Origin of the sequence: Nostoc cycadae WK-1, assembly GCF_002897135.1 — a bacterium.
Classification (GTDB): Bacteria; Cyanobacteriota; Cyanobacteriia; order Cyanobacteriales; family Nostocaceae; genus Nostoc_B.
The window spans coordinates 20,526-46,977 of the sequence record NZ_DF978444.1 but is presented as its reverse complement, the minus strand read 5'-3'; the positions used below and the strand labels follow the sequence as shown (position 1 = coordinate 46,977).

General features: G+C 40.1%; 20 protein-coding genes and 1 pseudogene. 12 read left to right on the top strand and 9 right to left on the bottom strand.

The window, feature by feature from the left end:
• Positions 1 to 8 precede the first annotated feature (8 nt).
• A complete protein-coding gene (locus NCWK1_RS25810; protein ID WP_103126671.1) occupies positions 9 to 1,457 on the top strand; it encodes a sensor histidine kinase in 1,449 nt (482 codons plus the stop codon).
• Positions 1,458 to 1,753: 296 nt separating this feature from the next.
• Here the strand turns inward: NCWK1_RS25810 and NCWK1_RS25805 are convergent, their stop codons facing one another.
• The 4 genes from NCWK1_RS25805 to glyA form a co-directional block, all read right to left on the bottom strand.
• Positions 1,754 to 2,554 carry an LmeA family phospholipid-binding protein gene (locus NCWK1_RS25805; protein WP_187308251.1) on the bottom strand — a complete coding sequence of 267 codons (801 nt, stop codon included), beginning with the start codon at positions 2,552 to 2,554 and terminating at the stop codon, positions 1,754 to 1,756.
• Positions 2,555 to 2,754: 200 nt separating this feature from the next.
• Positions 2,755 to 4,005, bottom strand: a complete 1,251-nt coding sequence (locus tag NCWK1_RS25800) for a competence/damage-inducible protein A (protein WP_103126670.1) — start codon at positions 4,003 to 4,005, stop codon at positions 2,755 to 2,757.
• 65 nt (positions 4,006 to 4,070) lie between these two features.
• The gene (locus tag NCWK1_RS25795; RefSeq protein ID WP_096582956.1) at positions 4,071 to 5,117 is read right to left on the bottom strand and encodes a glycosyltransferase family 4 protein; all 1,047 of its coding nucleotides are present in this window, start codon (positions 5,115 to 5,117) and stop codon (positions 4,071 to 4,073) included.
• 167 nt (positions 5,118 to 5,284) lie between these two features.
• On the bottom strand, positions 5,285 to 6,568 hold the full coding sequence (glyA, locus tag NCWK1_RS25790) for a serine hydroxymethyltransferase (RefSeq protein ID WP_103126687.1): 1,284 nt from the start codon (positions 6,566 to 6,568) through the stop codon (positions 5,285 to 5,287).
• A 642-nt stretch (positions 6,569 to 7,210) separates the two neighbouring features.
• On the opposite strand from glyA, the gene NCWK1_RS25785 reads away from it, so the two are divergent.
• The gene (locus NCWK1_RS25785; protein WP_096582954.1) at positions 7,211 to 7,408 is read left to right on the top strand and encodes a hypothetical protein; all 198 of its coding nucleotides are present in this window, start codon (positions 7,211 to 7,213) and stop codon (positions 7,406 to 7,408) included.
• An 80-nt stretch (positions 7,409 to 7,488) separates the two neighbouring features.
• Positions 7,489 to 7,965 (top strand): Tic20 family protein, encoded by a 477-nt coding sequence (locus tag NCWK1_RS25780; RefSeq protein ID WP_096582952.1) that lies wholly within the window; start codon positions 7,489 to 7,491, stop codon positions 7,963 to 7,965.
• A gap of 64 nt (positions 7,966 to 8,029) precedes the next feature.
• On the opposite strand, the gene NCWK1_RS25775 is transcribed toward NCWK1_RS25780, so the two are convergent.
• Positions 8,030 to 8,803 carry a fumarylacetoacetate hydrolase family protein gene (locus NCWK1_RS25775; protein WP_096585579.1) on the bottom strand — a complete coding sequence of 258 codons (774 nt, stop codon included), beginning with the start codon at positions 8,801 to 8,803 and terminating at the stop codon, positions 8,030 to 8,032.
• 359 nt (positions 8,804 to 9,162) lie between these two features.
• Here NCWK1_RS25775 and rpsF point away from each other — a divergent pair, with 359 nt between their 5' ends.
• On the top strand, positions 9,163 to 9,495 hold the full coding sequence (gene rpsF, locus NCWK1_RS25770) for a 30S ribosomal protein S6 (protein ID WP_096582950.1): 333 nt from the start codon (positions 9,163 to 9,165) through the stop codon (positions 9,493 to 9,495).
• Between the two features lie 208 nt (positions 9,496 to 9,703).
• Positions 9,704 to 10,264, top strand: a complete 561-nt coding sequence (locus NCWK1_RS25765) for an Npun_F5560 family protein (protein WP_096582948.1) — start codon at positions 9,704 to 9,706, stop codon at positions 10,262 to 10,264.
• Positions 10,265 to 10,440: 176 nt separating this feature from the next.
• On the opposite strand, the gene NCWK1_RS25760 is transcribed toward NCWK1_RS25765, so the two are convergent.
• Positions 10,441 to 10,794 carry an STAS domain-containing protein gene (locus tag NCWK1_RS25760; RefSeq protein ID WP_096582946.1) on the bottom strand — a complete coding sequence of 118 codons (354 nt, stop codon included), beginning with the start codon at positions 10,792 to 10,794 and terminating at the stop codon, positions 10,441 to 10,443.
• Positions 10,795 to 11,374: 580 nt separating this feature from the next.
• Between NCWK1_RS25760 and NCWK1_RS25755 the strand changes: the two genes are divergently transcribed.
• The gene (locus NCWK1_RS25755; protein ID WP_096582944.1) at positions 11,375 to 12,004 is read left to right on the top strand and encodes a DedA family protein; all 630 of its coding nucleotides are present in this window, start codon (positions 11,375 to 11,377) and stop codon (positions 12,002 to 12,004) included.
• A gap of 190 nt (positions 12,005 to 12,194) precedes the next feature.
• Positions 12,195 to 14,060, top strand: a complete 1,866-nt coding sequence (locus NCWK1_RS25750) for an aspartate kinase (RefSeq protein ID WP_103126669.1) — start codon at positions 12,195 to 12,197, stop codon at positions 14,058 to 14,060.
• Positions 14,061 to 14,104: 44 nt separating this feature from the next.
• On the opposite strand, the gene NCWK1_RS25745 is transcribed toward NCWK1_RS25750, so the two are convergent.
• Positions 14,105 to 14,965, bottom strand: a complete 861-nt coding sequence (locus NCWK1_RS25745) for a hypothetical protein (RefSeq protein ID WP_103126668.1) — start codon at positions 14,963 to 14,965, stop codon at positions 14,105 to 14,107.
• Positions 14,966 to 15,356: 391 nt separating this feature from the next.
• Here NCWK1_RS25745 and NCWK1_RS25740 point away from each other — a divergent pair, with 391 nt between their 5' ends.
• The 3 genes from NCWK1_RS25740 (at position 15,357) to smc (ending at position 21,540) form a co-directional block, all read left to right on the top strand.
• On the top strand, positions 15,357 to 16,850 hold the full coding sequence (locus tag NCWK1_RS25740; RefSeq protein ID WP_103126667.1) for a protein kinase domain-containing protein: 1,494 nt from the start codon (positions 15,357 to 15,359) through the stop codon (positions 16,848 to 16,850).
• Between the two features lie 33 nt (positions 16,851 to 16,883).
• A complete protein-coding gene (locus tag NCWK1_RS25735) occupies positions 16,884 to 17,711 on the top strand; it encodes a HEAT repeat domain-containing protein (protein WP_103126666.1) in 828 nt (275 codons plus the stop codon).
• Positions 17,712 to 17,901: 190 nt separating this feature from the next.
• Complete coding sequence (gene smc / locus NCWK1_RS25730; RefSeq protein ID WP_103126665.1) at positions 17,902 to 21,540, top strand: chromosome segregation protein SMC; 3,639 nt, start codon at positions 17,902 to 17,904, stop codon at positions 21,538 to 21,540.
• Positions 21,541 to 21,587: 47 nt separating this feature from the next.
• Here the strand turns inward: smc and NCWK1_RS25725 are convergent, their stop codons facing one another.
• Positions 21,588 to 22,769 (bottom strand): acyltransferase family protein, encoded by a 1,182-nt coding sequence (locus tag NCWK1_RS25725; RefSeq protein ID WP_103126664.1) that lies wholly within the window; start codon positions 22,767 to 22,769, stop codon positions 21,588 to 21,590.
• Positions 22,770 to 22,957: 188 nt separating this feature from the next.
• On the opposite strand from NCWK1_RS25725, the pseudogene NCWK1_RS25720 reads away from it, so the two are divergent.
• Together NCWK1_RS25720 and NCWK1_RS25715 are read left to right on the top strand one after the other, a co-directional pair.
• Positions 22,958 to 23,266, top strand: a pseudogene (locus tag NCWK1_RS25720) (hypothetical protein); the annotation flags it as partial.
• Between the two features lie 58 nt (positions 23,267 to 23,324).
• Positions 23,325 to 24,305, top strand: coding sequence for a PRC-barrel domain-containing protein (locus NCWK1_RS25715; RefSeq protein WP_103126663.1), 981 nt, complete (start codon positions 23,325 to 23,327; stop codon positions 24,303 to 24,305).
• A gap of 127 nt (positions 24,306 to 24,432) precedes the next feature.
• Here NCWK1_RS25715 and NCWK1_RS25710 read toward each other — a convergent pair whose 3' ends face one another.
• The gene (locus NCWK1_RS25710; RefSeq protein WP_103126662.1) at positions 24,433 to 25,974 is read right to left on the bottom strand and encodes a hypothetical protein; all 1,542 of its coding nucleotides are present in this window, start codon (positions 25,972 to 25,974) and stop codon (positions 24,433 to 24,435) included.
• Between the last annotated feature and the right edge of the window lie 478 nt (positions 25,975 to 26,452).

The window sequence follows — 26,452 nt, the reverse complement described above, 5'->3', positions numbered from 1 at the left end:
GAAAACCTGTGTACGAATGGATCTTGCCAAGTCTGAGTGAAGTTTTAGCCGAAAGTCAATCAACTATGGCTGAATGTTCACCAGCCAAGGCAGAGCGACAGTGGCGTATGAGTTTAGCAGCAACCGAACATTTATTAATCGACACATTAGCAATCAACTCTCCTGCTGCTGCACCAGCATTAGTATTAGCTGCACCAGCACCTTTATTTAGTCAACCAGCACTAACTCAAAACTTGCAGACAGTTACTTTTACAGCCAAGCCATTTAACCCCTTGGCTTTAATGCCGTTTCAAATGCCCACAACAGCGACGGTAGTTGAAGAAAATTCTTTCCAAGAAGCAGTCCTGCCCTTGCTACCTGCTGATCCTCTAGTAGCAGAGCAATTTTGCTTGGTATTTACAGATAAGTTCAGATTAGTCCTGGTTTTAGCAGAACGGAAGAATGGCAACAAAATATTTTCATTTTCCTTTGAACCAGAGATAGTTCAGCAAGCATGGCGAGCTATAGGAGCGCGGGTAATGCTGACTAATCCTGATTTTTGTGCGGAACTCGATGCTTTAGTTCAGCAGTATTCCCCAGTAACGCCAGATTATCGGATTGCTATGCAGTTTAGCCAGTTGTTACTTCAGGAATTTCCAGAACCAGAAGTCAGTAAAGACTGGGAAACGGCAACAAATATACCTCATCCCCAACCCCCAATCCCTACTTCTCCACATCCAGTCCCCGATGTAGAATTGCTTCAAGCCTTTGCTCATGAGGTTCGCACACCTTTAACGACTATTCGCACCATGACTCGCTTACTACTCAAGCGACGGGACTTACCTGCTGGTGTGAGCGATCGCTTAAAAATTATCGATCATGAGTGTACTGAGCAAATTGACCGTATGGAGTTGCTATTCAAAGCGGCGGAACTAGAAACTTGTGCTGCAACGAAAGCTGCTAATACTCATCTCACACCAATGTCTCTCAATCAAGTTCTGCAACAGAGCATTCCTCGTTGGCAACAAGCAGCTACTCGGCGTAACCTCACCTTAGAAGTCGTAGTACCGCAACAACTTCCCACAGTTGTCAGTAATCCGACAATGTTGGATCGGGTTCTCACAGGTTTGATGGAGAATTTTACCCGCAGCTTACCTGCTGGTAGCCATATTCAAGTGCAGGTAATCCCGGCTGGAGATCAACTCAAGCTACAGTTATCGCCGCAACTTCAGTGTCAAGACACAGATGCAGCAGATACATTTGTCACACCGCCCATTCGTAAAGCTCTGGGTCAATTGTTAATGTTTCAACCAGAAACAGGAACGATTAGTTTGAATTTAAATGCAACTAAACACTTGTTCCAAGCAATTGGCGGTAAGCTAATTGTCCGCCAACGCCCTCAATATGGTGAGGTATTAACAATTTTCTTGCCTTTAGAAGTTAGCCATCAGCAAAATTTAGAACTTAGGAAAAATTAGTTCTAAATTAGTCAGGCGATCGCAGTTAGTCCAGTAGGTGGGATAATAGACCTCTTTTTTTGCTCTCGCGCACAGACGCGGTAGCGGTAAAACAGCGCGGTCTTCTCCCAAAGGGAGAGGCTAACGCCAAGGGGGTATACCGCGGGGTAGGCGCAAATAGAGACTTTTACAAACAGTTTAATATCTATACGGCAAAAATCAGGATTTGCAAGACTTTGTAGCATTGTCCAACTGACTTTAATCACAATAAACTAGCTGGTGCAAAATTTAAAATATTCAGTTAGAAAATCTCATACTTAACTCCCGCCACTACGGGGAATACGTTCGATTTCCGCATATCCACTGAAAATTAATTTTTGCCCTTCAGTTTCTAAACGGTTGAGTCGCATTTTTACTCCATCAAGGTCGAAGCGGTCTAAATCGACCATATTATCTAAAATCTCTGCTAGTACCATGCTGAGGGTTCGGGAAGTCTCTTTTTGCGCTTCTGGTACTTGCTCAAGGTCTATTTGGGGGTTCTTAAAAGAAATCCGTCGCCGCCGTTCTACAGCGATGGAGACTGTCATATTGACGGGTACGAGTTCGGATGTATCTAAATCAGCTTTTGCGAAAATCTGTAGGCGATTTTCTGGCAATAGTTTTACTTGAATTTCAGGAAAAGAAACTGGCTTACCACCAGATAATTCTACTAAGGCAGGTAGATCGAGGTTCATTAGCCGCTTTTTGACCAGTTCTGCCTTGAAGGCTTGGTTAATCCCTGCTTCGGATAATACTACTTGAGCGATCGCTTGGGTAGGTTGCTTGAGATTCAATTTGCCACTTAATACCGCACCAAAATCAATTGCAACCGCATCCGTCTCAAAAGACATCTCCTCTACCGCAAAATCTCTACGGATGACTAAGCCACGACCATTCATTTTGAAGCTATCAATGCTGCCTTGCAACAACTTGCTGGAGGGATAGCAGCGTACCAAGACTTCTACTGACTCGCTTTGGGTAAACATATGGCGAATCGTTTGGCTGGCAACTGTGTTGAGCATTCGCTCACCCCAGTCAGTGCCTTTAGGATCTTGTAAACCAGTTAGTCCGCCGAACATTTGGTTATTGGTCTCTAGAAGTTCTTTGTACTTTTGTAACAAAATGTGAAGGATACAGCAAGTCTCTACAGATTGATTGTACTGATAAGCTGACTTGGAATGACTGATGTTTAATAGACAGATGTCATATATGTTACATACAATTTCCTTATGGGAATACTTAATCAATTACAGGAACAGCCATCGCTTCACATCTTTCTCTACCTCGTCAACAACCGCCGCCGCAGCAAATCCAGCGCTGTACAAGCGCTTAAATGTCGAATAAACCAGCGTTCTCGAATTGTGCCAAAGCGATACTCAAAACTTTTCACTTCGTCATTCGGCCCGGCGACACCGATATAAACTAAACCTACAGGCTTTATCTCTGTTCCCCCACCAGGGCCAGCAATTCCAGTGATACTGAGTCCCCAAGTAGTTTCCAGGCGGCTTTTCACCCCAAGCGCCATTTGTTCAGCAACCGTAGCGCTAACAGCCCCAAATTTATCTAAATCTTTCGGGTTCACCCCTAATAGTCGAATCTTTGCTGAGTTGTCATAAGAAATTACTCCGCCCCAAAAATAATCAGAACTACCAGCAATCTCAGTGAACATTTGCCCCAATCCACCGCCAGTGCAAGATTCTGCCACTGATACTGTTTCCTCTTGCGATCGCAACAATTCACCAACTACCGAAGCTAAAGTATCATTATCAGCACCATAACAATCCAACCCAGCAATTTCTTTGAGTTGCTTCTCAACTGGTGCAATCAATTCCTCGGCGGCGGCTGCGGAATTTGCTTTGGCAGAAATTCGTAGTCTTACCTCTCCTTTACCCGCGTAAGGTGCAACTGTCGGGTTGGGTAAGTTGAAATAAGAAGAGACTTTTTCTGCTAAAGCAGATTCACCAATCCCCCAAAACCTTAAACTCCGGCTATAAATAATTTCTTTACCCCAGCCTTGGCTTTGCAGAAATGGTACTGCTGTTTCTTGCCACATCCGGTACATTTCGCTGGGAATACCGGGAAATGTAAAAATAGTAATATCAGGACGGGGTTGCCAAATAATTCCTGGTGCTGTACCTGTAGGATTAGGTAACACTTCAGCGCCTTGGGGAATTAAAGCTTGCTTGCGGTTGGTGGGACTCATGACCCGGCCGCGTTGGGCAAATTTCTGAGTAATATCTTCAATAATTTCTGAACGTTCTATTAACGGTGCGCCAAAAAAATCAGCAATAGTTTCACAAGTCAGATCATCTGGTGTGGGGCCTAGACCACCAGTAAAAATTAAAATATTTGCTCTGGAAATAGCAATTTCTATAACTTGCTTTAATCTTTCGGGATTATCTCCGACCACTGTTTGATAATAATGAGGAATCCCTAGTTTCGCTAATTGTTGGGCAAGAAATTGAGAATTACTGTTAAGGATATCTCCTAGCAGCAATTCAGTACCAACACAAATAATTTCTGCACTCATGTAATTAAAGCAAAAGGTAAAAGAAAAATACTAATACTACTGTATTTCTTTTACCTTGCTAGTTTTTACTTTTGCTGAGAGTGTTTCCAAACTCGCCAGCTAGTGTAAGTTAACAGCGAAGTTGTACCAAAAGCGTAAGCAATACCACTGGGGATACCCGCTATAGCTAACGCCAAACTGCCAACCCAGAGTGTGAGTGTATAAATAAATAAAACCGTCCAGCGATGGGACAAACCAGCTTGTAACAATCGATGGTGCAAGTGACATCTATCTGCCACCCAAGGCAATTTACCACGGCGAATCCGTGTCAAAATGACTGCTGACATATCCAAAATAGGAACTGCCAAAATTAAATAAGGCAAAATTACAGCTGTGAAAGCGGGAATTTTCACCAGTCCAATTACACCTACAGCGGCTAAGGTGAATCCCATAAAATAAGACCCGCCATCTCCCATAAAGATTTGTGCGGGGTTGAAGTTATATCGGAGAAATCCCAGTGCTGCACCAGCTAAGGCTGCGGCTATTAGGGCTGCGGCTGGTTGATTCATAAACAAAGACACCAACAGCATAACTACAGCAGCAATTCCCGACACACCAGCCGCTAAACCATCTAAACCATCAATCCAGTTGATAGCATTGACCATACCCACCAGCCAAATCACTGTAATCGGCAAACTGAACCAGTTCAGGTCAACTATGCCAATTGTGGGAATCGTAATGAAGTCTATACTTACACCGACTTTCCAAGCACCAGCGGCAACGATAATTTGTAATAGCAGCCGTCCCAAGGGAGAAAGATTTAATAAATCATCTGCTAAACCAATGAGAAAAAAGCCCAGACCCCCGATGGCGACACCCCAAATTTGCCATTCTTTGTCAGGGGGCAAATTGCCAAATCCACCTAACCACCAGACAATTAGCAAAGAAGCGAAAGTACCTGCGAAGATAGACACTCCTCCCAGACGTACCATTGGGCGTTCATGGACTTTTCGACCACCAGGTTTATCTACAGTTCCACTTTTTATACCAATATTTTTAACATCAGGTGTAGTCCAGAGAACGACTACGGCGGCCACAAGAAAGGCGATCAGATGATAAATCTGAGCAGGCATCTGTATTTTAAATTAAGTAGTGGTTAAGACAAAACTCTGCCGAGGGAGGGTTCTACCTAATATCTACTACATTTTCGGCTTTTATCAGCAGAAGATTTTTAAGTCAAAAGGTAAAAGGCAAAAGTAAAAACCAATCATTCTTTTGCCTTTTAACTTTTCTTTTGACTTTATGCTAGTGCTGGTACAGGAATTTGCAAATGTGAGTATAAGGGGAAGCGATCGCACAGTGCAGCTACTCGGCGTTTACAATCAGCTGCGACTGTTTCTGATTCGGGATTTGTGAGGCGATCGGCAATAATATTACCAATTTCGGTAAACTCCGCAACTCCTAACCCTCTAGTTGTCATTGCTGGAGAACCTAATCTCAAACCACTTGTAACAAATGGCGATTGGGGATCAAAAGGTACAGTATTTTTGTTAGCCGTAATATTGACACCGCTAACCAGTTGATCTGCTTGTTTACCTGTCAAACCAATTGAACGTAAATCTACAAGCATCAAATGGTTATCAGTACCATCTGAGACTAACTTTAAGCCTCGGTTTTGCAGTTGAGTTGCTAAAGCACGGGCATTTTCAATTACCTGTGCAGAATATGTTTTAAACTCCGGCTTTAAAACTTCACCAAAAGCCACGGCTTTAGCTGCAATTACGTGTTCTAAAGGCCCACCTTGGGTTCCTGGAAAAACTGATTTATCCAGCTTTTTACCCAGTTCTGCATCTTTAGTTAAAATTAATCCACCTCTAGGGCCGCGAAGAGTTTTGTGAGTGGTTGTAGTTACAACGTCACAGTAAGGAATGGGGTCGGGATGTAAGCCAGAAGCCACTAAACCAGCGATGTGAGCAATATCAGCTAGTAAGTAAGCACCAACTTCATCAGCAATGCTGCGGAATTTGGCAAAGTCAATGATGCGAGGATAAGCAGAGTAACCACAAATCAAAAGCTTGGGACGCTCCCTTAACGCCAGCTCTCGAATTTGGTCGTAGTCGAGTTGTTCTGTTTCTTTACTTACACCGTAGTGACTAACTTGGAACCATTTACCTGAAACGTTGACAGGCGAACCGTGAGTCAGGTGTCCACCATGAGACAAATCCATCCCCATGATTTTGTCCCCTGGTTCTAGTAGAGTCAGGAAAACTGCAAAGTTAGCTTGCGCGCCGGAATGGGGTTGGACGTTAGCATGAGCCGCACCAAACATTTGTTTAGCTCGGTCAATGGCGATTTGCTCGACTTTATCGACAAATTCACAACCGCCATAGTAACGTTTACCAGGCAAACCTTCGGCGTATTTATTAGTTAAAACTGAACCTTGAGCTGCGAGTACAGCCGCAGATGTAAAGTTTTCACTCGCAATTAACTCTAAGTGGTCGCGTTGACGCTGGAGTTCTTCGTTAATTAATCCAGCGATCGCGGGATCAGCAGCAGCAAGAAAATCTGAATTAGTCCTAGTCACTTTCACTATCCTTAGTGGAAATTTGCACAATGGTGTTTTTTTGGAACCTAGTTTCAAAGTAATAATTTGCAGTCAAATGTTTACATTGCCAGATTTTTTGACTGCTGACTATTCAATATTGGTAGTAACTCAAATGTATTACTTTAGATCCCAGCCCGATTAAGTCCCATTAATGTGTTAATTATTATAAAGCTCTTTCGGGAACCTGAACTTAATACTTGTCAAGAGAACGCCAACCCGAATCAATCTAGTAAGCCACAGTGTAAAGAGAGTGACAATCCAAAATCGCCAAAAAGCTGATGAAACTGTTTTTTTCATTTCATACTTGAGACTTTACACTTCAGACTTTTTCGACTAGGTGTAAAAATTTATGTATGAGTTATTACTCCATAACTCTATCTCCAAGAGACTCAACATACAATAAATTTAAAGTTCACTGGGAAATTTTTGCTTACTAGTGCCATTTTGGTCAAAAAGTACGTTAGAGCAGATGCACAAGCTCATTTCGTAGCTAATAAAGAGCAAAATTGCTGTGATGTATAGCAGATGTTAATTCTGCCACTAGCTGCTCTTAGATACCAAAAATGAATTTCTCCCCTGAACACATCCGAATTGTTTTGAGGATTTACAGGAGGTCTTTGGATGTTAGTCATTTTAATGGATGATCAAATCCTTGCTCCTGAGCAGGTTTGCCAGTCTTGTTTACTTGCTGACAGGAGTGGTCAACCTCGTTGGCGTGGCGGTCAACTGCATTGTGGTCAAGCTATTCGCAAACTTACCGAACAACAGCCAGAGCAGTATGAGTGTATTATGGGCTTTCGGATTGCTGATATCCGATAATTGCTGCTTCTGGGAAACTAAACAACTGCGTTATCCTAGGCTCAAGTAACTCTGAAAATTCTGCCACAGGAGAACGGAAAATGGCTTGGCGTGGTTCTACAAACGTTTCTGATCGCATTTTTGCTTGTTTACCTTATTTGCTACCTCTGATTGAGGTTTTTATATTTAGTAAATTTTTGCTAACACAATTTCCTGTGTTGCAACTACTGTTTTTACCTTTGATGCCGTTAATCAGTCTTTATTACAGTATTAGTTTTGCCGGACTGATTATTTTCTTTGCTTTATGGTTACTAGTCGTCAGAAACGAAAAAATTTCCCATTTTATTCGTTTTAACACCATGCAAGCAATTCTTTTAGACATTGTTATCTTTTTGTGTAGTATCTTGACTGGGATTTTGGGGCAAATTCCTAGTAGTGGCTTTGCGATCGAAACTCTGTATAGCACTATTTTTATCGGTATCGTAGCAGCAGTAGCATATTCAGTCGTCCAGTCTCTTTTGGGACGTTATGCAGAAATTCCCGCAATTTCCGATGCTGTTTATATGCAGGTTCGGTAACTGGACGCATGAACTAGGGGACAGAGGCTAGAGACTAGTTTTGTGACTCAGCACTCAGCACTGCTTAACGGCCTACTATGCTATTTTCTAGACGACCAATGCCTTCAATTTCCACCCGAATGCGATCGCCTATGTGCAAGGGGCCAATCCCCAAGGGTGTACCCGTGAGTACCACATCTCCTGGGATCAGAGTCATAACTTTACTGATGTAAGATACCAAAACATCAGGAGAAAAGACCATTTGATCAATCCCAGCAGATTGTACAGGATTTGCCTCATCATTGATAAAAGTCTGCAATCTTGCACCTGGATTCAATTCCCGGACGATCCAAGGGCCTAAGGGGCAGAAGGTATCAAACCCCTTAGCTCTAGTCCATTGACCATCTTTTTGTTGTAAGTCTCGCGCTGTGACATCATTAGCAATTGTATAACCCCAAATTTTGGTTTGGGCTTCTTCTGGAGTACAGTCACAAGCGCGATCGCCAATCACTAGAGCTAATTCACCTTCATAATCAACTCTATGAGACTGATGTGGATACTTGATTTCGGTCTCAGTGGCAATAATTGATGTTGGCGGCTTGAGAAAAATTAATGGCTCACTTGGTACGGGTGTTCCCATCTCCGCTGCGTGGTCTGCATAATTCTTACCTACTGCCACAATTTTTGAGGGAGCGCAAGGGGAAAGAATTTGGTAACTATCTGGTGCTAAAACTAAATCTGTCGGTTGTCCTTGTAACCAAGGTGGCGCATCCAGCACCTGCACATTTAGAGATAGCTGTAGCAAACCATAATAAACTTTGCCTTCTGGATTTTGAACTCGCACATAGCGCTGTGCCATAACCTTGATAATATCCTTATTGTCTGCAATTAAGAGCCGTGAGTGCGGAGAATCTTCAGCAATGAGAATCAGGAGTTTATCAACTCCCTTTGGGAAGCATACCTGTTGGTTCAGCCAATAGTTCAATTAATTTGCTGTTGTTTACCAAAGGCTGAATTCCCGATCGCACAATATTTACCTATAAAGTAACTTTTAGTTAAAGTCCGCATTTTGGCAGATTTTGCTGATGATTCATATAAAAAACTGGTAAGATTATAGTTCCTTGTTGCTTCAGATGTTTAAATGTACGGATCTTCTCTAGGAATCTTTGTATAATTTCACTCTGGCAGCCACCTTGTCCAAAAGGAGATTTTCAACTCATGTCCACAGTTTACGAAACAATGTATATCCTGCGTCCTGACCTTACTGACGAACAGGTAGATCAAGCGGTAGCTAAATACCAAACCTTGATTCAAGACCAAGGTGCCGAGAATATTGAAATTCAAAATCGGGGTAAGCGTCGTCTTGCTTATGAAATTAAAAAGCAACGGGATGGAATCTACATCCAAATGAACTACACTGGGCCGGGAAATATTATTGCTCCCTTAGAACGTGCTATGCGATTAAGTGAAGAGGTGATTCGCTACTTAACCATTAAGCAAGAAGTTTCAGGAGCAGAAGCAGCAGAAGAGAAAGTTGCCGTAACTGCCTAGGGACATTGTTGATTACATAGTACTGAGTGATGAGTAATTGTACTTCAAAACTCAGTACTAACTACAGCAAAACAAAAATTTTTTTTTACCTTTGACTTTTTTCTGCTTCGGTTGGGAATGCTAAATTAACAAGTACTTGCCAAAGGCAGTACGATCGCCGTTATACCTAAGATGAGAAAAGATTCGTCAATGGGAGCTGCAAGCCACTGTGAGCCAAACTGACATACCCAACATCCAAGCTCTCTCTACAGAAGCCGCGCAATTACGCCAAGAGTTGCAACTGCGAGATCAATTAGTACAACAGTTATCTCAAGAACTCTTTCGGCTGGTTAAGGGCAATGCTAATTTTATGCCCCAACGTTCTGAAACTGAACGCGACTTCAGTCAGTTGCAGGCGTTACGAGAACAATTACAAGCTGTTGAGCAACAGGTAACATTTTATCAAGAGCAAATTGCTACTCGTGATGCAGAAATTTATCAACTGCGTCAGTCTGTGCAAGAGTTAACTGATCGCAGTCGGATGTTGGAGCAGGTAGTACAAGAATTACCGCAAATTTATCGTCGTAAATTTGAGGAACGGATGGCTCCAATTAGAGAGAAAGTAGCAATCTTGCAACGAGAAAATCGCAAACTGCAAGCTGAACTACAAAGCGTAAGTTACCGTTTAGCCCTCAAAACTCGCACCTCCAGTCACAGCGGTATTGACTTACCTAACTTTCCTCGCCCCGTCACTGGACAAGGCAATGTTTCTGCTGTGCAGAATGCTTAAAAAAATAAAGCCTGCAATTACAGGCTCTCAATGTTTTAGCTTTTTCTCAGTCAGATTTGTAATGTACCAAAGTTGCAAAAGTACTGAGTCTTAGCATCACGAAAATCAATTATTAATGGTAAAAAAGATAATTGCTTTTGGCCAACACTAACAATTTTTAGTAATATAATTAGAGATTAGTTTGCTAGTGTCAAAGGTTGTGTGCTGACAATATTGGTTATGTCTTCGTAAGTGTTAAAAATTTCAAAAACTGAATCCAACTGAGTCAGTTCTAAAATTAACCTTACAGGAGCTTTGACATTACAAATAACTAAACGGCAACCACTTTGACGGGCAGTTGTCAGTGCTTTGACTAACGGAACCAAACCAGAACTATCCATGAAATCTACTTCTGCCAGGTCAATGACCCAAAGTTGATCAGGTTGGGGTACTACTTCTGCCATAGTTTGGCTGAGAGCAATACCGCCCTCCAAGTCTATGCTACCTTGGGGTTTGAATAAAACCACTTGCAATTCTTGTGCGATAGTCATGTATTTATCTGGGTAGGTGAACTACTGAAAAAGATGAAAATTGACATCAATACTGCACGGTTTCAACGGTTAAAAACTGCTGATTCACAGATATTGTGAACTCACAGTTGTGAGTCGATACTATACGTTTACGTATTCATGCCGTATAATTTATGTTAACTTTCCTAAATATAGGCACAAAGGCTTAGTAAATTCAGTATCAATAATAGCTTTTACGAGATTTTCATAATTTAACGAGATTTTTATGAATTTTTTATAAAAAATTTATTGATTTGTTTTAGCTACTATGCACCTGTGTTAATACCGCCTAAACGCATAATAGTCAATACTGAATAATTTATAGATTTTATCAATTGTTAGCGATTAACTGGGATAGAAATTACGTATAAAGGTTTGGCTAAGAGTTTTGCTCATATACATCCAGACACTCCCATAACCCTACACCCTTTGATTTTTTCCATCACTGAGTCCGTCTTTGAGAATGAATTAAGTTTGGCAAAACATTACTTTGATTGACACTCCAGCCACAAACGCGCCAAGATAGAGTAAAGGTAAAAAATTGTAAAGGCGGCGGTGCGGGATGTCTCTTGAATTTATTTCACTAGAAAACATCCAGGAATTTGCCCACCAGTATGGTTACTGGGCAATTTTTTTGGGCATTTTACTAGAAAACTTGGGCATTCCTCTTCCCGGTGAAACCATAACTCTTGTAGGTGGGTTTCTAGCTGGTAGTGATGAACTGAGTTACTGGTTAGTTCTAGGTGATGCTGTTGCAGGTGCTGTACTTGGTAGTGCTTGCGGCTATTGGGTTGGGAAACTCGGTGGCTGGCCTTTCCTGCTGCAAATAGGTAAAATATTTAGGATTTCTGAAGAAAAATTACTGAATATTAAAGATCAGTTTAGTCAAAATGCTGCCAAAGCCATATTTTTTGGACGGTTCTTCGCGCTTTTGCGAATTTTTGCAGCCCCACTAGCGGGAATAGCAGAAATACCGTTCCTAAAATTCTTCTTATATAACCTAGCAGGAGCGACCACCTGGGCTGCTGTGATGGTGACATTAGCTTTTTTTGCTGGCAGAGTAATTTCTTTAGAACAATTGGTTACTTGGGTAAGTCAATTTGCGATCGCAGCCCTACTCATTTTAGTAGCTGTAATTGCCATTCCCTTGTGGTTGGAGTCCCGCCAAGTTAAGCGTGCAGCAGGCGAATAAATATAAGTAAAAAATAAAAAGGCAAAAGTCAAAAGAAATAATTTTGGCTTTTGCCTTTTTTTACTTTAATGAAAATTTCAAACTTCTCACTATTTTCTGTAAACTAAATAACTACTGCTAATGCCTTCAAAGCTTCCTAACCCGGTAGGAGCCTTGATGAAAGTAGGCAAACTTCATTCAAGACAAAGATATGGCGCTTATAGTTCAGAAATTCGGTGGTACATCTGTCGGTTCAGTCGAACGTATCCAAGCTGTTGCACAGCGTGTCTGTAAAACGGTGCAAGCAGGAAACTCTTTGGTTGTAGTAGTTTCGGCAATGGGAAAAACCACAGATGGACTTGTCAAACTAGCCAGCCAAATTTCTCAAAATCCTAACCGCCGGGAAATGGATATGCTGCTTTCTACTGGGGAGCAGGTAACGATCGCTCTCCTGAGTATGGCATTGCAAGAACTTGGCCAGCCAGCTATCTCTATGACTGGCGCACAAGTAGGAATTGTTACTGAAGCAGAACACACTCGCGCCAGGATTCTGCATATAGAAACTGACCGATTGCTGCGTCATATTAATCAAGGCAAAGTAGTTGTGGTAGCTGGTTTTCAGGGAATATCCAGCACCGGAGAATTAGAAATTACTACCTTGGGGCGTGGTGGTTCGGATACTTCTGCGGTCGCTTTAGCAGCAGCTATTCAAGCAGATTTTTGTGAAATTTATACAGATGTGCCGGGAATTTTAACTACAGATCCGCGCTTAGTTCCTGAAGCCCAGTTAATGGATGCAATTACCTGTAATGAAATGCTAGAACTGGCCAGCTTGGGAGCAAAAGTATTGCATCCCCGTTCAGTGGAAATTGCCCGCAACTATGGTGTCCCTTTGGTAGTACGTTCTAGCTGGACAGAAGACCCAGGGACTTGGGTAACGTCGCGCAAACCCCAAGAGCGATCGCTAGTAAATTTAGAAATTGCTCGTCCTGTGGATGCGGTAGAATTTGACACCAATCAAGCAAAAGTAGCTTTATTGCGTGTACCCGATAAGCCAGGGGTAGCGGCTAAATTATTTGGGGAAATTGCCCGTCAAAATGTTGATGTAGACTTAATTATTCAATCAATTCATGAAGGTAATAGCAACGATATTGCCTTTACCGTCACCACACCGATATTAAAACGGGCAGAAGCAGTAGCATCAGCGATCGCACCTGCACTCCGAAACCCATCTAACCCCAAATCAGACGAAGCCGAAGTAATGATCGAACAAGACATTGCTAAAGTCAGTATTTCTGGTGCAGGGATGATTGGTCGTCCGGGAGTGGCGGCGAAAATGTTTGCCACCCTCGCCGCAGCAGGGGTGAACATTCAAATGATTTCTACTAGTGAAGTCAAAGTTAGCTGCGTAGTTGATGCCGCAGACTGCGATCGCGCCGTGACTGCACTGAGTAAGGCTTTTGAAGTTGCCGCAGGGGAGCAGGGGAGCAGAGGCGCAGAGGCGCAGAGGAGCAGAGGCGCAGAACAAATATTTAATACTCAGCACTCAGCACTCAGCACTCCCCACTCCCGCCCGGTTTGCGGTGTCGCCTTAGATATGAACCAAGCACGTCTGGCGATTCGTCAGGTTCCAGATAAAGCGGGGATGGCGGCGAAGTTATTTGGCATATTGGCACAGCACAACATCAGTGTTGATATGATTATTCAATCTCAACGCTGCCGATTAATTAATGGTGTTCCTAAACGGGATATTGCTTTTACAGTTCCACGTATGGATGGGGAAACTGCCCAAAAACTACTTACCCAAGTTGCAGCCGAATTAGGCTGGGGTGAAGTTGTATTAGATAGTGCGATCGCAAAAGTTAGTATTGTCGGTGCAGGGATGGTAGGACAACCAGGTATTGCATCCAAAATGTTTGAAGCGTTGGCACAACACCAAATCAATATTCAAATGATTGCCACCTCAGAAATTAAAATTAGTTGTGTCGTCGCTCAAGAACAAGGCGTGAAAGCTTTACAAGTGATTCATGCTGCCTTTGATCTCGCTGGGAGCGAAAAATTTGTAGTGCCAGCATAAACTAAATCAACACCAAGGTTGACGCAATTTCATCTAGGGGTTTTTTACTCCCTCGATAATTCTTCTAGGCTGGCGACTATTTCTGCCAGCCGATATTCACCACACCAAACTGTATCTAGCTTTTTGAGTTGTTCTAGGCTGTTACAATCCTCTGTTTCACTCATTTCAGGTTCTGCCATTGCGGCTAATAAATCCTGAAAGATAATTACTTCATCAAATTGAGGATCTGTTTCTGGATCATTTAATATTGCTGTGACTCGCTGTTGAGGTAAGCCTTGCAGCGTATTCACAATAAACTTTGTTGGAAAGTCCACATCTTGGAGGGCTGGATGCCTTTTGACTAAACCAGCTAATAATACGCCTAAATAAGCGGCAGCTTGCGGATTATTCAGTTCCTGCACTTGAAAAGCCGCTATTTCCGTTAAATTTGTATAAAATGGGCAACCCAACTGCTTTTCAATTGCCACAATAGGATCTGCAACTTGAGAAACTTGCAATTGAGCTTCAAAAAATCTTCGTTGCTCTTGGGGCAGATGATTAAGTAAAATTTGCTTGGCGCGATCGCTCACAATCATCTCACCATCTAGTCCTAAACTAAAGTCTTTTCCTGGTTCTAAACCTGCATTCACTAATATATGAAAGACATTATTTTGGGCTGCTTGCTGCATCTGTTGATATCTAAATTGCCCTACAAAACTGGCAAAAAACCAGCTGTAGCTTTCAGCATCGCATTCACATAATACTTCGTTGACTATCTCAGTTAATTTTTCTTCGCCGATAATATTTTGCGATCGCATCGTCAAGTTGTGAATAGCCGCAGTATCACGCCGACGCAGCGCCTCGATCAGTTGACGCTTGGTCGCCGTTACTTGATTTTTGTTGCGTTTAAATAAGTTGATTTTCAAGCTATTTAGCGTTTATAGCAATTCGATTACAACTCTTTTACCGTACCGAGCAATAACATGTCATGAGTGATCCCACGGCAATAATTGGATTAGTCAATTATTGAGTAATTACTCAGTAATACTCCGCCTCAAAATCAAGAGATGGAAATTAAGCACTTGTTGTATAAGAAGTAAACTATGGCAGAGTCACATCAGTAAAAACAGCATTTTCTTACAGAATTGTTTCCTGTTTTGTTTCTGATTCTTTGTACCATTTATAAAAATTAATCAGATGAATTACAATTTCTTTAGTCTTTGTATATTTTTTGTAACTAAGGTTGATCCCCACAAAAATTATACTCGTAAGAATACTAATATATAATCAGGTAACTTCGTATAAAAGCTTATCTATATGGATGATCAAATTTTGGTTACACGTTACCGCATCATAGAATTATTATATACGGAGGAGTCCGTAAAAACTTATCTAGTCGAAGATATTACAATTCCTGAGCAGCAATTTATAATTAAGCAACTACGGACAGAAACTAACAATCCTCAAAATTTAGCTTGGGTGCGACAGAGCTTTTTTAAAGAAGCTAAGGTTTTGCAACAACTTGGACGAGAAAACGATAGAATTCAGAAAATAGTTGCTTATTTTGAAGCAGATGAAGAATTTTATCTGGTTCAAGAATTAATTGATGGTCATGAATTAGCTGAAGAGATTTTAGTAGGATTCCCTTTACGAGAAGACCAAGTAATTAACTTATTATTAGAAATATTAGATATTTTATTATTTATACATTATCGTAATGTCATTCACCAAGATATTCAACCAGCAAGTGTGATTCGCAGATATTCAGATAATCGACTGGTATTAGTTGATTTTGGTTCCGTACAAGAAATGGTAACAACTATAGTCGGTAATTTAGAATATATACCTCTAGAACAATTGCAAGGGCAGCCCCAATACAATAGTGATATTTATGCGTTAGGAATAATTGCGATCGCAGCAATTATGGGGTTATCTCAAAATGAAATATCAAGATTACAAAGTCAAAAAAATTTACTTACCGGTGAAATTATCTGGCGTGATAGAACAATTAAAGTTAGCCGAGAATTAACCAAAATTATTAATAAAATGGTACGATTTGACTACCATAAACGTTACCAGTCTGTCACTGAAGTTATCAATGACCTCCAGCAATTAAAAAATTACCAATACCAACCACAAAAACTCCAGTTTCCAAGATTTAGACTGATATTTATAGGAATTACTAGTTTACTTGTCGCTCTGATTATAGGATGTTTTAGTCAATGGTTAAAACCTATAAATAATGAGCAAATACTTTATCAAGAAGGTATCAGTGAATATGATCAAGGAAACTATCAAGAATCTGTAAATAATTTTACGCAACCTATTAAAATAAATCCGCAGAATTCTGTGGCTTATAACCATCAAGATAATACTTTTTATCGTTTAGGAAACTACGAAAAAGTACAAGCAAATTCTAGTAGAGCAATTGCATTGAATCCTCAAAATGCTAATGCTTACTATGATAGGGGATTTGCTTGGTTTGGATTGGGTAAATACAAAGAAGCGATCGCCGACTACACACAAGCGATTAAACTTAACTCTCAAAACCATTATGCTTACTATGGCAGGGGTTTAGCGCGTGTGAAAGTTAAAGATGATCAAGGGGCGATGAAGGATTTTAGCCAAGCGATCGCATTTAATTCTAACTATGCTTTAGCCTATTATCATCGGGGCTTAATCTACGCCCAACTAAGTAAGAAAAAAGCAGCACTGAGAGATTTTAAAAAAGCTGAAAAATTATTTCAAGAACAAGGTGACAAATCAGGTTATCACAAGATAAGCCAAGAAATCAAAGCCTTGCAGAAATAGTTATTTTTGCTTGACAGAATATACTCATTAAAAATGCTAGAAACTAAAATTATTAACTATCTCTCCCATTTAGAAGACTCAGACTATATGGCTGCGGTGGTAATAACTCCTGGCGCGGCTGAGACTCTTATAAAAATCCTTCAATATGATGATGATGAGATTATGAGTTATGCGTGTCTTTTTATTAGAGATTTTGTCTTAAGTTGCTCTCGTAATGAGACTTGTAAAATATCTTGGAAAACACAATTAAAACCTGTGATTATTCCTGAGTTAGAACGTCTGATATTTACAGATAATCACTTCATCCGCAAACAAGTAATTTATACACTAGGAAAAATATGCAGCTATGATAGTGTCCCTATTTTACTGCAAGCGTTCTATGAATATCGTGAAAGTGACCCAATTTTATTACCAAGACTTATAGGAGAATTATTCTGGCTGGGGGTAGAAAATTCGTGGGATTTACTTGAAAGCATGGTAAACAGCCAATATTACACAACTCGCTGGGCTGTTATAAATTTACTAGGAGAATTTATCTACCACTCACCAAGTGAACAGGATGCAACTTTTTCTATGAAATACAATTTTTCTGAAAAATTGCGGAATGATTCACATCCACTTATAAAAGTAGAGGCGGAGTATGAATATCAATTATTAGCATTAAATCATCGGAAACTGCAAGAAAATATGTCTAAATCAGATTATAAAAAACAGAGAAAAGATTTGAAAAAGTTAGAACCATGTTTGACATTTTTCAGAGTATCGCTACAATTCTCTCGTTATATGGTTACTAATAATCTTTATACATATACTATGCAAGAGTTAGAAACATTTATCGATAACAAAACTAAACAATTATAATTCCGACAATAATACTATTTTTCCGAAAGTTCGTTAAAATTACTTTTGATATTTTAGTCATGCTTCCCCTCCTCTGCGTTCTCTGCGCCTTGGCGGTTCGATAACTTATTCATACAACCTATTGCTAAATTTTCATTAATTGATACACTTGTTCTTCATTAGCCATTAGCCCAGTGAACCAGCGCCTACTATGGTGTACGTCAAGCGCGTGGAACTTACCAATTTCAAATCCTTCGGCGGTACTACCTCAGTCCCTTTGCTGCCGGGGTTTACTGTCATATCTGGGCCGAATGGTTCCGGTAAGTCGAATATTTTGGATGCGCTGTTGTTTTGTTTGGGACTCGCCAGTTCTAAGGGAATGCGGGCCGATCGCCTGCCGGATTTGGTAAATAATACTCAAACGGCTAAAGGACGCGCATCTGTGGAGGCTAGTGTCACGGTAACGTTTGATTTGTCAGGGGAAGAAATTGTCTCACGCAAAGACGCAAAGGCGCAAAGTGAGGAAGGCGCTGAAGAAGTAGATAGAGAAAATGAGAATACAGACTCAGCACTCAGCACTCAGCACTCAGCACTCAGCACTGAATGGAGTGTCACAAGAAGATTGCGGGTAACTCATCAGGGAACGTACACGTCAAATTACTATATCAATGGTGTTGCCTGTACGCTGACGGAGTTGCATGAGGAGTTGGAGAGTCTGCGGATTTATCCTGAAGGCTATAACGTCGTATTGCAGGGGGACGTTACTAGCATTATCTCGATGAATGCTAGGGAAAGACGGGAAATTATTGATGAGTTGGCAGGGGTGGCGGCATTTGATCGCAAAATTAACCAAGCCAAGGGTACGTTAGATGAGGTGAAAGAGAAGGAAGATAGCTGTCGGATTATTGAAACTGAGTTAACTGCACAGCGCGATCGCCTTTCTCAAGATAGGGCGAAAGCGGAGAAATATCAAAAGTTGCGGACGGAGTATCTGCACAAGCAATCTTGGGAAGCGGTGTTATCGTGGCGTTCTCTGCAAGCACAGCAAGAAAAGTTAGCGACGGAAATTCAAAATGGCGATCGCTCTCATCATGATTTAACACTACAATTAGAAACGCTGAATGTCGGCATTACTCAGAAAACTGCTGAATTAGAACAACTCAATGCTCATGTCAAAGCTTTGGGTGAAGATGAATTATTAGCGGTACAATCTAGCCTTGCTACTCAAGAAGCAGAACGCAAGCAACTCCAGCGTCAGCAAACAGAATTAGAAACAACTTCCCAAGAAACAACCAAGCGGTTAGCACAAACTCAGCAAGACATTCAACAGCAGCAGCAAGCTTTGGCAGAAATCGCCCAAACTCAAGATGTCGAACGTCAATCGATTGTCTACTGTCAACAGCAACGGGATGAGACACAACAAGCAGTGCAAAAATCCCGCGAAGCCGCTGCGGAAATCGCCTCTGCGTCGGAAGCTTGGGTACAGCAACAAACTGCACTGAACCGCCAAATTGAAACTGTACTGCAAACTCTGGAACCCCAACGCACAGAGCAAGCACAGCTAAAAGAACGCAATAGTCAGTTACAAGAATTAATTCACGAACAAACTCAGTTAATTGCCACTTTAGAACCGCAATTGGCAGAAAAACAAGCTGAGTGTGTGCGAGTTGAGACGGAATTTAACGCCTCCAGCGAACCCATCCAAAACTTAGCGCAAAATCTGGCGGCGACAGAACAAGAATTACAAATTCAGCAAGATACACAAAAACGGCTTTCTAATGAACAACGGGAAAAACAACGCCAGTTAGATAAAATTGAGGCCCAAACCCAAGCACAACAGGAAGTCCAAGGAACTCAAGCTAGTAAGGTAATTATCCAATCGGGAATGCCTGGGGTTTGTGGTTTGGTGGTACATTTGGGACGGGTAGAACCTCGTTATCAGTTGGCGTTGGAAATTGCTGCGGGTGCTAGGTTGGGACATATTGTGGTAGATGATGACGGTATCGCCTCCGCCGGAATTGAATTACTCAAACAAAAACGCGCCGGGAGAGCAACATTTTTACCTTTAAATAAAATTCAAGCTCCCAGAATTACCCAGGATGCAACTTTGCGGTTAGCAAACGGCTTTGTCAGTTATGCTGTGAACTTAGTTGAATGCGATCGCCGTTATAAAGATGTGTTTAACTATGTTTTTGGTAACACTGTCGTCTTCGCCAGCTTAGAACAGGCGCGGAAAAACCTCGGTTTATATCGCATCGTCACCCTAGATGGGGAATTGCTCGAAACCAGTGGCGCAATGACTGGGGGAAGCGTCAATCAACGTTCATCGTTGCGATTTGGTACGGGGGAAGCAGCGGAATCAGATGAAGCGATTGCTTTAAAAAGTCGCTTGACAGATATAGAACGGATTTTAGATCGTTGTATCGATGCGATCGCATCTTTATCCAGCAAAACTAAACAACTATCCCAAGAACTCACCGAAGCACGTCAAGCAAGGCGCGAACAGCAATTGCAATTAGAACAGTTGCAAAAAGATATTAAGGCTTTGACGACGCAATTAGAAGCAACGCGATCGCAACTTGCCCAAAATACCGAAAAATTCTCCGTCGCCCAATCGCGCCTAGAAATTTTAGACAAAGATTTACCAGGACAAGAAGCGCAATTACAACAACTGCGTCACGTTTTAGCAGAGTTAGAAGCATCCCAAACGCCTAGTGAATGGCAACAAATTCAAGCGGTAATTAAAACGCAAGAGCAACAATTACAGCAACGGGAAGCTAACTTGCGAGAAGCCGAACAACGGTTAAAAAACCTCGAAAATCAGCAGCAGCGTTTACAAGAGCGCATCCAAGAAGCTGAACAACGCATTACCCAATATCATCAAGAACAAGAAAGTTATCGCCACAAGCTGCAAACACTCAGCACTCAGCACTCAGCACTCAGCACTCAAATCGCTGAAACCCGCGCCAAACTGGGCGAAATGGAGAAAAATTTAGGCGAAGAAAAGCAAAAACGTGACGCGATAGAACAAGAAGTGCGATCGCATCTTCTACGTCAGCAACAATTAGAGTGGGAATTAGAAAAACTCCAAGAAACCCAGTTGAAGCGGCGCGAAGAACTAGAAACGTTGCAAAATCAATTACGAGAAATACTTCCAGAATTGCCCAGTCCTTTACCAGAAGTACCCGATCAAGTAGATTTAGAAGAATTGCAGAAAGAATTGCGATCGCTTGCTAAACGCTTGCAAGCAATGGAACCGGTTAATATGCTGGCGTTGGAAGAATATGAACGTACCCAAAACCGCCTGCAAGAACTCACAGATAAGTTGCAGACATTAGAAGCAGAACGCACAGAATTACTATTAAGAATTGAAAACTTTACCACATTACGCCAACACGCTTTTAAAGAAGCCTTTGATGCTGTTAACGAAAACTTCCAATCGATTTTCGCTACCCTCTCCGAAGGCGACGGCTACCTGCAACTTGATGATCCTGAAGATCCCTTTAGCAGCGGCTTAAATTTAGTTGCTCACCCCAAAGGTAAACCTGTACAAAGACTAGCTTCTATGTCTGGGGGAGAAAAATCCCTCACAGCCTTAAGCTTTATTTTTGCCCTACAACGCTACCGTCCATCACCGTTTTACGCCTTTGATGAAGTAGATATGTTCTTAGACGGAGCAAACGTAGAACGATTATCTAGAATGATCAAACAACAGGCACAACTAGCACAGTTTATAGTTGTGAGTTTGCGTCGTCCGATGATAGAGTCAGCCGAACGCACCATTGGCGTTACTCAAGCACGAGGCGCTTATACCCAAGTATTAGGCATTAAATTAAAATCATCTAGTTAGGTGAAAGGTGGCTGCCAGAGAAAGTTAGGAGGAGAATTAACCTTAATTTAATTCCCATTAGCTAATTTCGGCAAAATTTTATTTTTATATTTGTTCCTAATAAAAATCATAGCAGGATATTCAATAAATTTAGAAATTAGGGTTGCCAAAGCTATAGAACATATGATTGTTATTATGATACTTATATTAGGATTTAGTTTATAACTGTACAAATTTCTAATAATTGCGTAACCTATATATTGATGAATAAGATAGAGACTATAAGATATATTGCCAAGAAAAATCAGAGGTTTGATTCTTATACATCTAAGATATCCTTGAATTGCTAAATAGAAGATTCCAACAAAAGCAGCCACAAAAATTGTTGTATTCCATGAATTTTCCCAAGGATACGCCACTCTTTGAGTTAATATACAAACCAGTAACATCATACATCGCCCAAAAGACAATCCCTTTTGTTTTATTAAAAATAAAGTAATTCCTAAAATAAATAAATGAGCATAACCGAGAATAAAGATATCACGCCAGATATCCTTTATTGTATTTATATTAACTCCAAACTGTGAAAGATTTCCTACTAAATTTATAACCATTAATTGATGTTTAGGAAATAATGTGCTGAGATTATGGCTTTCATCAATCAAAGAGTTTATATTAACATTTAACCCTGCAAAAGAAAACCAACGAGCTATATATATTTTAATAGCATAGAGGCTTGTGAGTGATAGCCAGCCAAAAGTAATTAAACTTATATTCTTTAATTGACCTAATTTGTAAATTATAAACATCAATAGATAAAAGCAAAGTTCAACTTTTAATGTCCAATAAACACCATCTACATTCGGGATATTGAAAAAGCCCTGTAGCATTGTTAAATTAAACAAAGCTTCAAAAAAACTAACATCTTTGACTGGAAGTTTACTAACTTGAATAACTGAAAAAGTAATAATAATAGCAACCCAGTAAGCAGGATAAAGACGAGATAAACGTCCAACAATAAAATCACGGCCTCTTTTAGCGTTTTCTAACGTCATCAAAATTACGAAACCACTAATAATAAAAAATAATTCCACTCCATGTCGACCGTATCCAAAATGAAAGTGTAAATCAGGTGAATGCTTAAAGAGGGTAGAATATTGACTAGTGTAGTGAAATAAAACGACGCTAAAAGCTGCAATACCCCGTAGAACATCAAGTTCTAAAAATCGATCTTTAATCTTTTCGCTCATTGTCAAAAAAATAAATAGGAATAGTTATGAAAAAAAGCCCTATAATATACTTAAACTTTCATAACTAAAGAAAGTAATTCATTGTAAACGAACATCTGTTTTATGGGAAGTCAAACCTATAAAATTATGTAAAAACACTTAGTTTGCAACTTAATAACCTGAACGCTTTTTTTAAAAGTAGTTGAAAACTAGTAGTAAATCACAAAAGAAAACCTTTACAAGGTCTTGCTTCTATCAGCTTTATTTTCGCTCTGAAATGCTACAGTCCGTCATATTTGTATACCTTTGACGAAGTAGATATGTTTTTGGATGGGGCAAACGTAGAACGATTAGCTAAAATGATCAAACAACAGGCACAACTAGCACAGTTTATAGTTGTGAGTTTGCGTCGTCCGATGATAGAATCAGCCGAACGCACCATTGGCGTTACTCAAGCACGAGGCGCTTATACCCAAGTTTTGGGAATTAAGTTATCATCCTCGAATACATCTGCTTGAATCTTTGTTAATAATAGTGTATAGATAAACCGGATTCGAGATCAGGACTCGGTATAGAATGACCTCTGAACAGATAATTAGGCGTTCCGACTTATTAAATACTCAGGTGATTACCCGCGACAACGCCAAGCGGCTAGGGATTGTGAATCAAATCTGGGTTGATATTGATCAAAGGGAGGTTGTGGCTCTTGGTTTACGAGACAGCCTGATCTCTATCTCTGGACTCCCACGCTATATGTACCTCAGCAGTATCAACCAAATTGGTGATGCAATTTTGGTTGATAACGAAGATGTCATAGAAGATATTGAAATTGAAGCTTTCAGTAATCTGATTAACTGGGAAGTAATTACAGAAACAGGTGAAGTCTTAGGCAGAGTCCGAGGCTTTAAGTTTGATGGTATATCAGGTAAGCTGCACTCTATAATTATTGCTTCTTTGGGAGTGCCGCAAATTCCCGACCAATTTCTTAGTACTTACGAGATTTCAATAGAGGAAATTGTTAGCACTGGCCCCAGCAGATTAATTGTATTTGAAGGAGCCGAAGAACGTACAACGCAATTAACAGTAGGCGTTTTAGAACGTTTAGGTATCGGGAAACCACCGTGGGAACGAGATGCAGAAGAAGAATACGGTTATTCTGCACCGCGCACAGTTTCACCAGCAAATCAGCTACCTAGCGGTGTCCCATTACAGCCACCCAAGCCAAAAGTTCGCGCCCCAGAACCCATAGCGCGAGAAGAAGAATGGAATGAAGATTACGTAGAAGAAGAAAGACCACGGCGCGAAGTTATGAGAGCGCAACAGTATGAATCTATTCGCTACGAGGAAGAGGACGAAGAAGATAACTGGAGTGAAGCCACAGGGCGAGATAGATATCAACAACCACCCAAGTATGAGACTAAAGCCTACACTGACGATTACGACGATTACGACGATGATGTAGAAAGTGATGCTTGGGAAGATGCACCAAAACCAGTGAACATTCCTAAGAAAGTTAAAGAGAGACAGCCGGAATACGAAGAAGAAGGCGGATATTAATCTTAAGTTTTAACCCCTCCTCAGTTACGAGGAGGGGTTAATTTTATGGGATGTGTTGTCGTACAGTACAACACACCATGAGACATTTGGAGAATGTGAATATTAGCAACAGTATTTTATTTCTGTCTCATACTTTATCTACCCAATAAAGATAATATCGTTCACTATCTACCCAAGCCCTCTGAAAATTTTTGATAGGAATAATCTTTAAATCATTTCTATTGGAATCCAGTTGTTTATTTAAAACCAATAAAATTTTGTTTTTAGCTTCTTGACTCTGCAACAAAGAACTAGCTTGTCTTAATATCTCAGGTTGGTCAACATCTTGACGACCTTGTTTAAATAAGGTAAAGCTTCCCATTCTTTGGAGTTCAGGATAGTATAACTTCCGATTTAGATAACCTGCTAATGCAGCCATATTAGCATCACGGCTGGCTACAATAAATTCATTCTCTAAGCGATTTTGCTGAATGTAATGCGCTGTTTCCCGGCTGGCGGAAAAGGGGATAATTAAATCTCTACTAAAGCCATAAATACCTCCAAATAACTGAGCGTAGAGAATTAATGTAAAAGCAATATAATGCCATTGCTGAGATAATTTCAGTAATTTTGGCGACAGAGAAAATTTGTTGAATAAAAATTTAGAGTCTTGATAGTGGCTCTCTAGCCATAATGCTGCTATAAAAACTAAATAAAAATGCCCAAAATGGCGAGGGTTTCCAGCAAATCTTAAATATGTAAATGCGAGTATTACACCATTACCTATAATGTAGAAAAAGAGAGGTATTGGTTTTTTAGAAAGTTTAATTAAAGTCAAACAAAATATAAATAAAGTGATGAAAGCACAAAAAATTGAATCCAGCCATCTTTTTTGCGGGATGATTAAAAAGTAACTAGCAAATAATCTATTTATACTTTTGAATAATTGGCGGATATCAAGTTGAATCGACCAGCCATTATTTAAACCTCCATGAAGATAGCTATCTCCAGGAGGAGTAATAATATAAGCTGACAATATTAAAAAGAATATAATAATTGCAATACTTAAAAATAAATCATATTTTTTGCTTTGATTAAAATACTGCTGTCTATGTTCCTTATCAAAACAAAATTCAACTAGCAAAGTCAATGATAACGAAAATGATACTAGTAAAGCATAAGCGCTACTATTGGCTAGTAAACCTAATAAAATAGCCAAATATAAATAAGTTTTTTTTCTAGATGGAAATACTGCACAAAAAGCAAATATAAACAGCAGACTAAAGGCATAATTCCGAGAAATTAAAAAATATTCATATAAGGGAAAATAGCCAAATATAAACAGTAATTTTTGTTGAGATTTAAAAGGACTATATAAATAAAAAATTGCGATCGCAGTAATGGTAATAGATAAATGAAAAATTTGCATGATTAAGGGATTGTCAGCAATTTTTCTCAAACATGCTAGAGAAAAATACCACAAAACCGGATGCCCTTCATATTTAATATTTGCAATTAAATCGGTAAAAGATTGGCTATCTCTTACAATCAACCAAGGATTGAGTTCATCTCGCCACATTGAATGGTTAAGAATACCTATCAAACCGAGAATTGAAAAGATAATTACAATCAACCAAGGATAATGGGAAAATAAGGTTGAAATCCGATTAATTGCTTTTTTCGCTAACATTTATATTGCAAGGTATTTGTTAAATTATAATCAAATCCTTGTATAAAAATTTAATTTATAGCAATAGATAAAAACATCAAAACCTGGTCAACGATGACCAGGTTCTTGGGAATTCACAGGTTTCAAATTTTTTAAACTTAGCTAAATAATTGAAGGAGTAAACAACTAAGGTGGACTTAATAACTAGCAACTTCAGCAATCTTTGTTTTTCCGCTTTGGGATTTGGCTTCGCCTTTTATTTATATTATTAGGCTTTGACCACTTTTAATTAGAGTTATGCTGAACATTTGCTTGGGCTACTGACGGGAGACATCATAGTCGTTTGCCCTTTGGGTTTGGTTTTTCTTAGTTTGATGTCTTGCTATTTAATTTAACACTGAGTTAGGAATCAGTAAGCGCTAGTTTACTAAAGTTGACATTTTGTTTATTATTGCAATATTTGTTGTTAGTTACAGCACTTTGTCTAACGGTTTGGTAC

Bases quoted from the DNA above. Each gene is read 5' to 3' on its own strand.
- NCWK1_RS25805 (WP_187308251.1), bottom strand. From the start codon at position 2,554: ATGTTCGGCGGACTAACTGGTTTACAAGATCCTAAAGGCACTGACTGG.
- NCWK1_RS25800 (WP_103126670.1), bottom strand. From the start codon at position 4,005: ATGAGTGCAGAAATTATTTGTGTTGGTACTGAATTGCTGCTAGGAGAT.
- NCWK1_RS25795 (WP_096582956.1), bottom strand. From the start codon at position 5,117: ATGCCTGCTCAGATTTATCATCTGATCGCCTTTCTTGTGGCCGCCGTA.
- NCWK1_RS25785 (WP_096582954.1), top strand. From the start codon at position 7,211: ATGTTAGTCATTTTAATGGATGATCAAATCCTTGCTCCTGAGCAGGTT.
- NCWK1_RS25780 (WP_096582952.1), top strand. From the start codon at position 7,489: ATGGCTTGGCGTGGTTCTACAAACGTTTCTGATCGCATTTTTGCTTGT.
- NCWK1_RS25775 (WP_096585579.1), bottom strand. From the start codon at position 8,803: ATGGCACAGCGCTATGTGCGAGTTCAAAATCCAGAAGGCAAAGTTTAT.
- rpsF (WP_096582950.1), top strand. From the start codon at position 9,163: ATGTCCACAGTTTACGAAACAATGTATATCCTGCGTCCTGACCTTACT.
- NCWK1_RS25760 (WP_096582946.1), bottom strand. From the start codon at position 10,794: ATGACTATCGCACAAGAATTGCAAGTGGTTTTATTCAAACCCCAAGGT.
- NCWK1_RS25755 (WP_096582944.1), top strand. From the start codon at position 11,375: ATGTCTCTTGAATTTATTTCACTAGAAAACATCCAGGAATTTGCCCAC.
- NCWK1_RS25750 (WP_103126669.1), top strand. From the start codon at position 12,195: ATGGCGCTTATAGTTCAGAAATTCGGTGGTACATCTGTCGGTTCAGTC.
- NCWK1_RS25740 (WP_103126667.1), top strand. From the start codon at position 15,357: ATGGATGATCAAATTTTGGTTACACGTTACCGCATCATAGAATTATTA.
- NCWK1_RS25735 (WP_103126666.1), top strand. From the start codon at position 16,884: ATGCTAGAAACTAAAATTATTAACTATCTCTCCCATTTAGAAGACTCA.
- smc (WP_103126665.1), top strand. From the start codon at position 17,902: ATGGTGTACGTCAAGCGCGTGGAACTTACCAATTTCAAATCCTTCGGC.
- NCWK1_RS25725 (WP_103126664.1), bottom strand. From the start codon at position 22,769: ATGAGCGAAAAGATTAAAGATCGATTTTTAGAACTTGATGTTCTACGG.
- NCWK1_RS25715 (WP_103126663.1), top strand. From the start codon at position 23,325: ATGACCTCTGAACAGATAATTAGGCGTTCCGACTTATTAAATACTCAG.
- NCWK1_RS25710 (WP_103126662.1), bottom strand. From the start codon at position 25,974: ATGTTAGCGAAAAAAGCAATTAATCGGATTTCAACCTTATTTTCCCAT.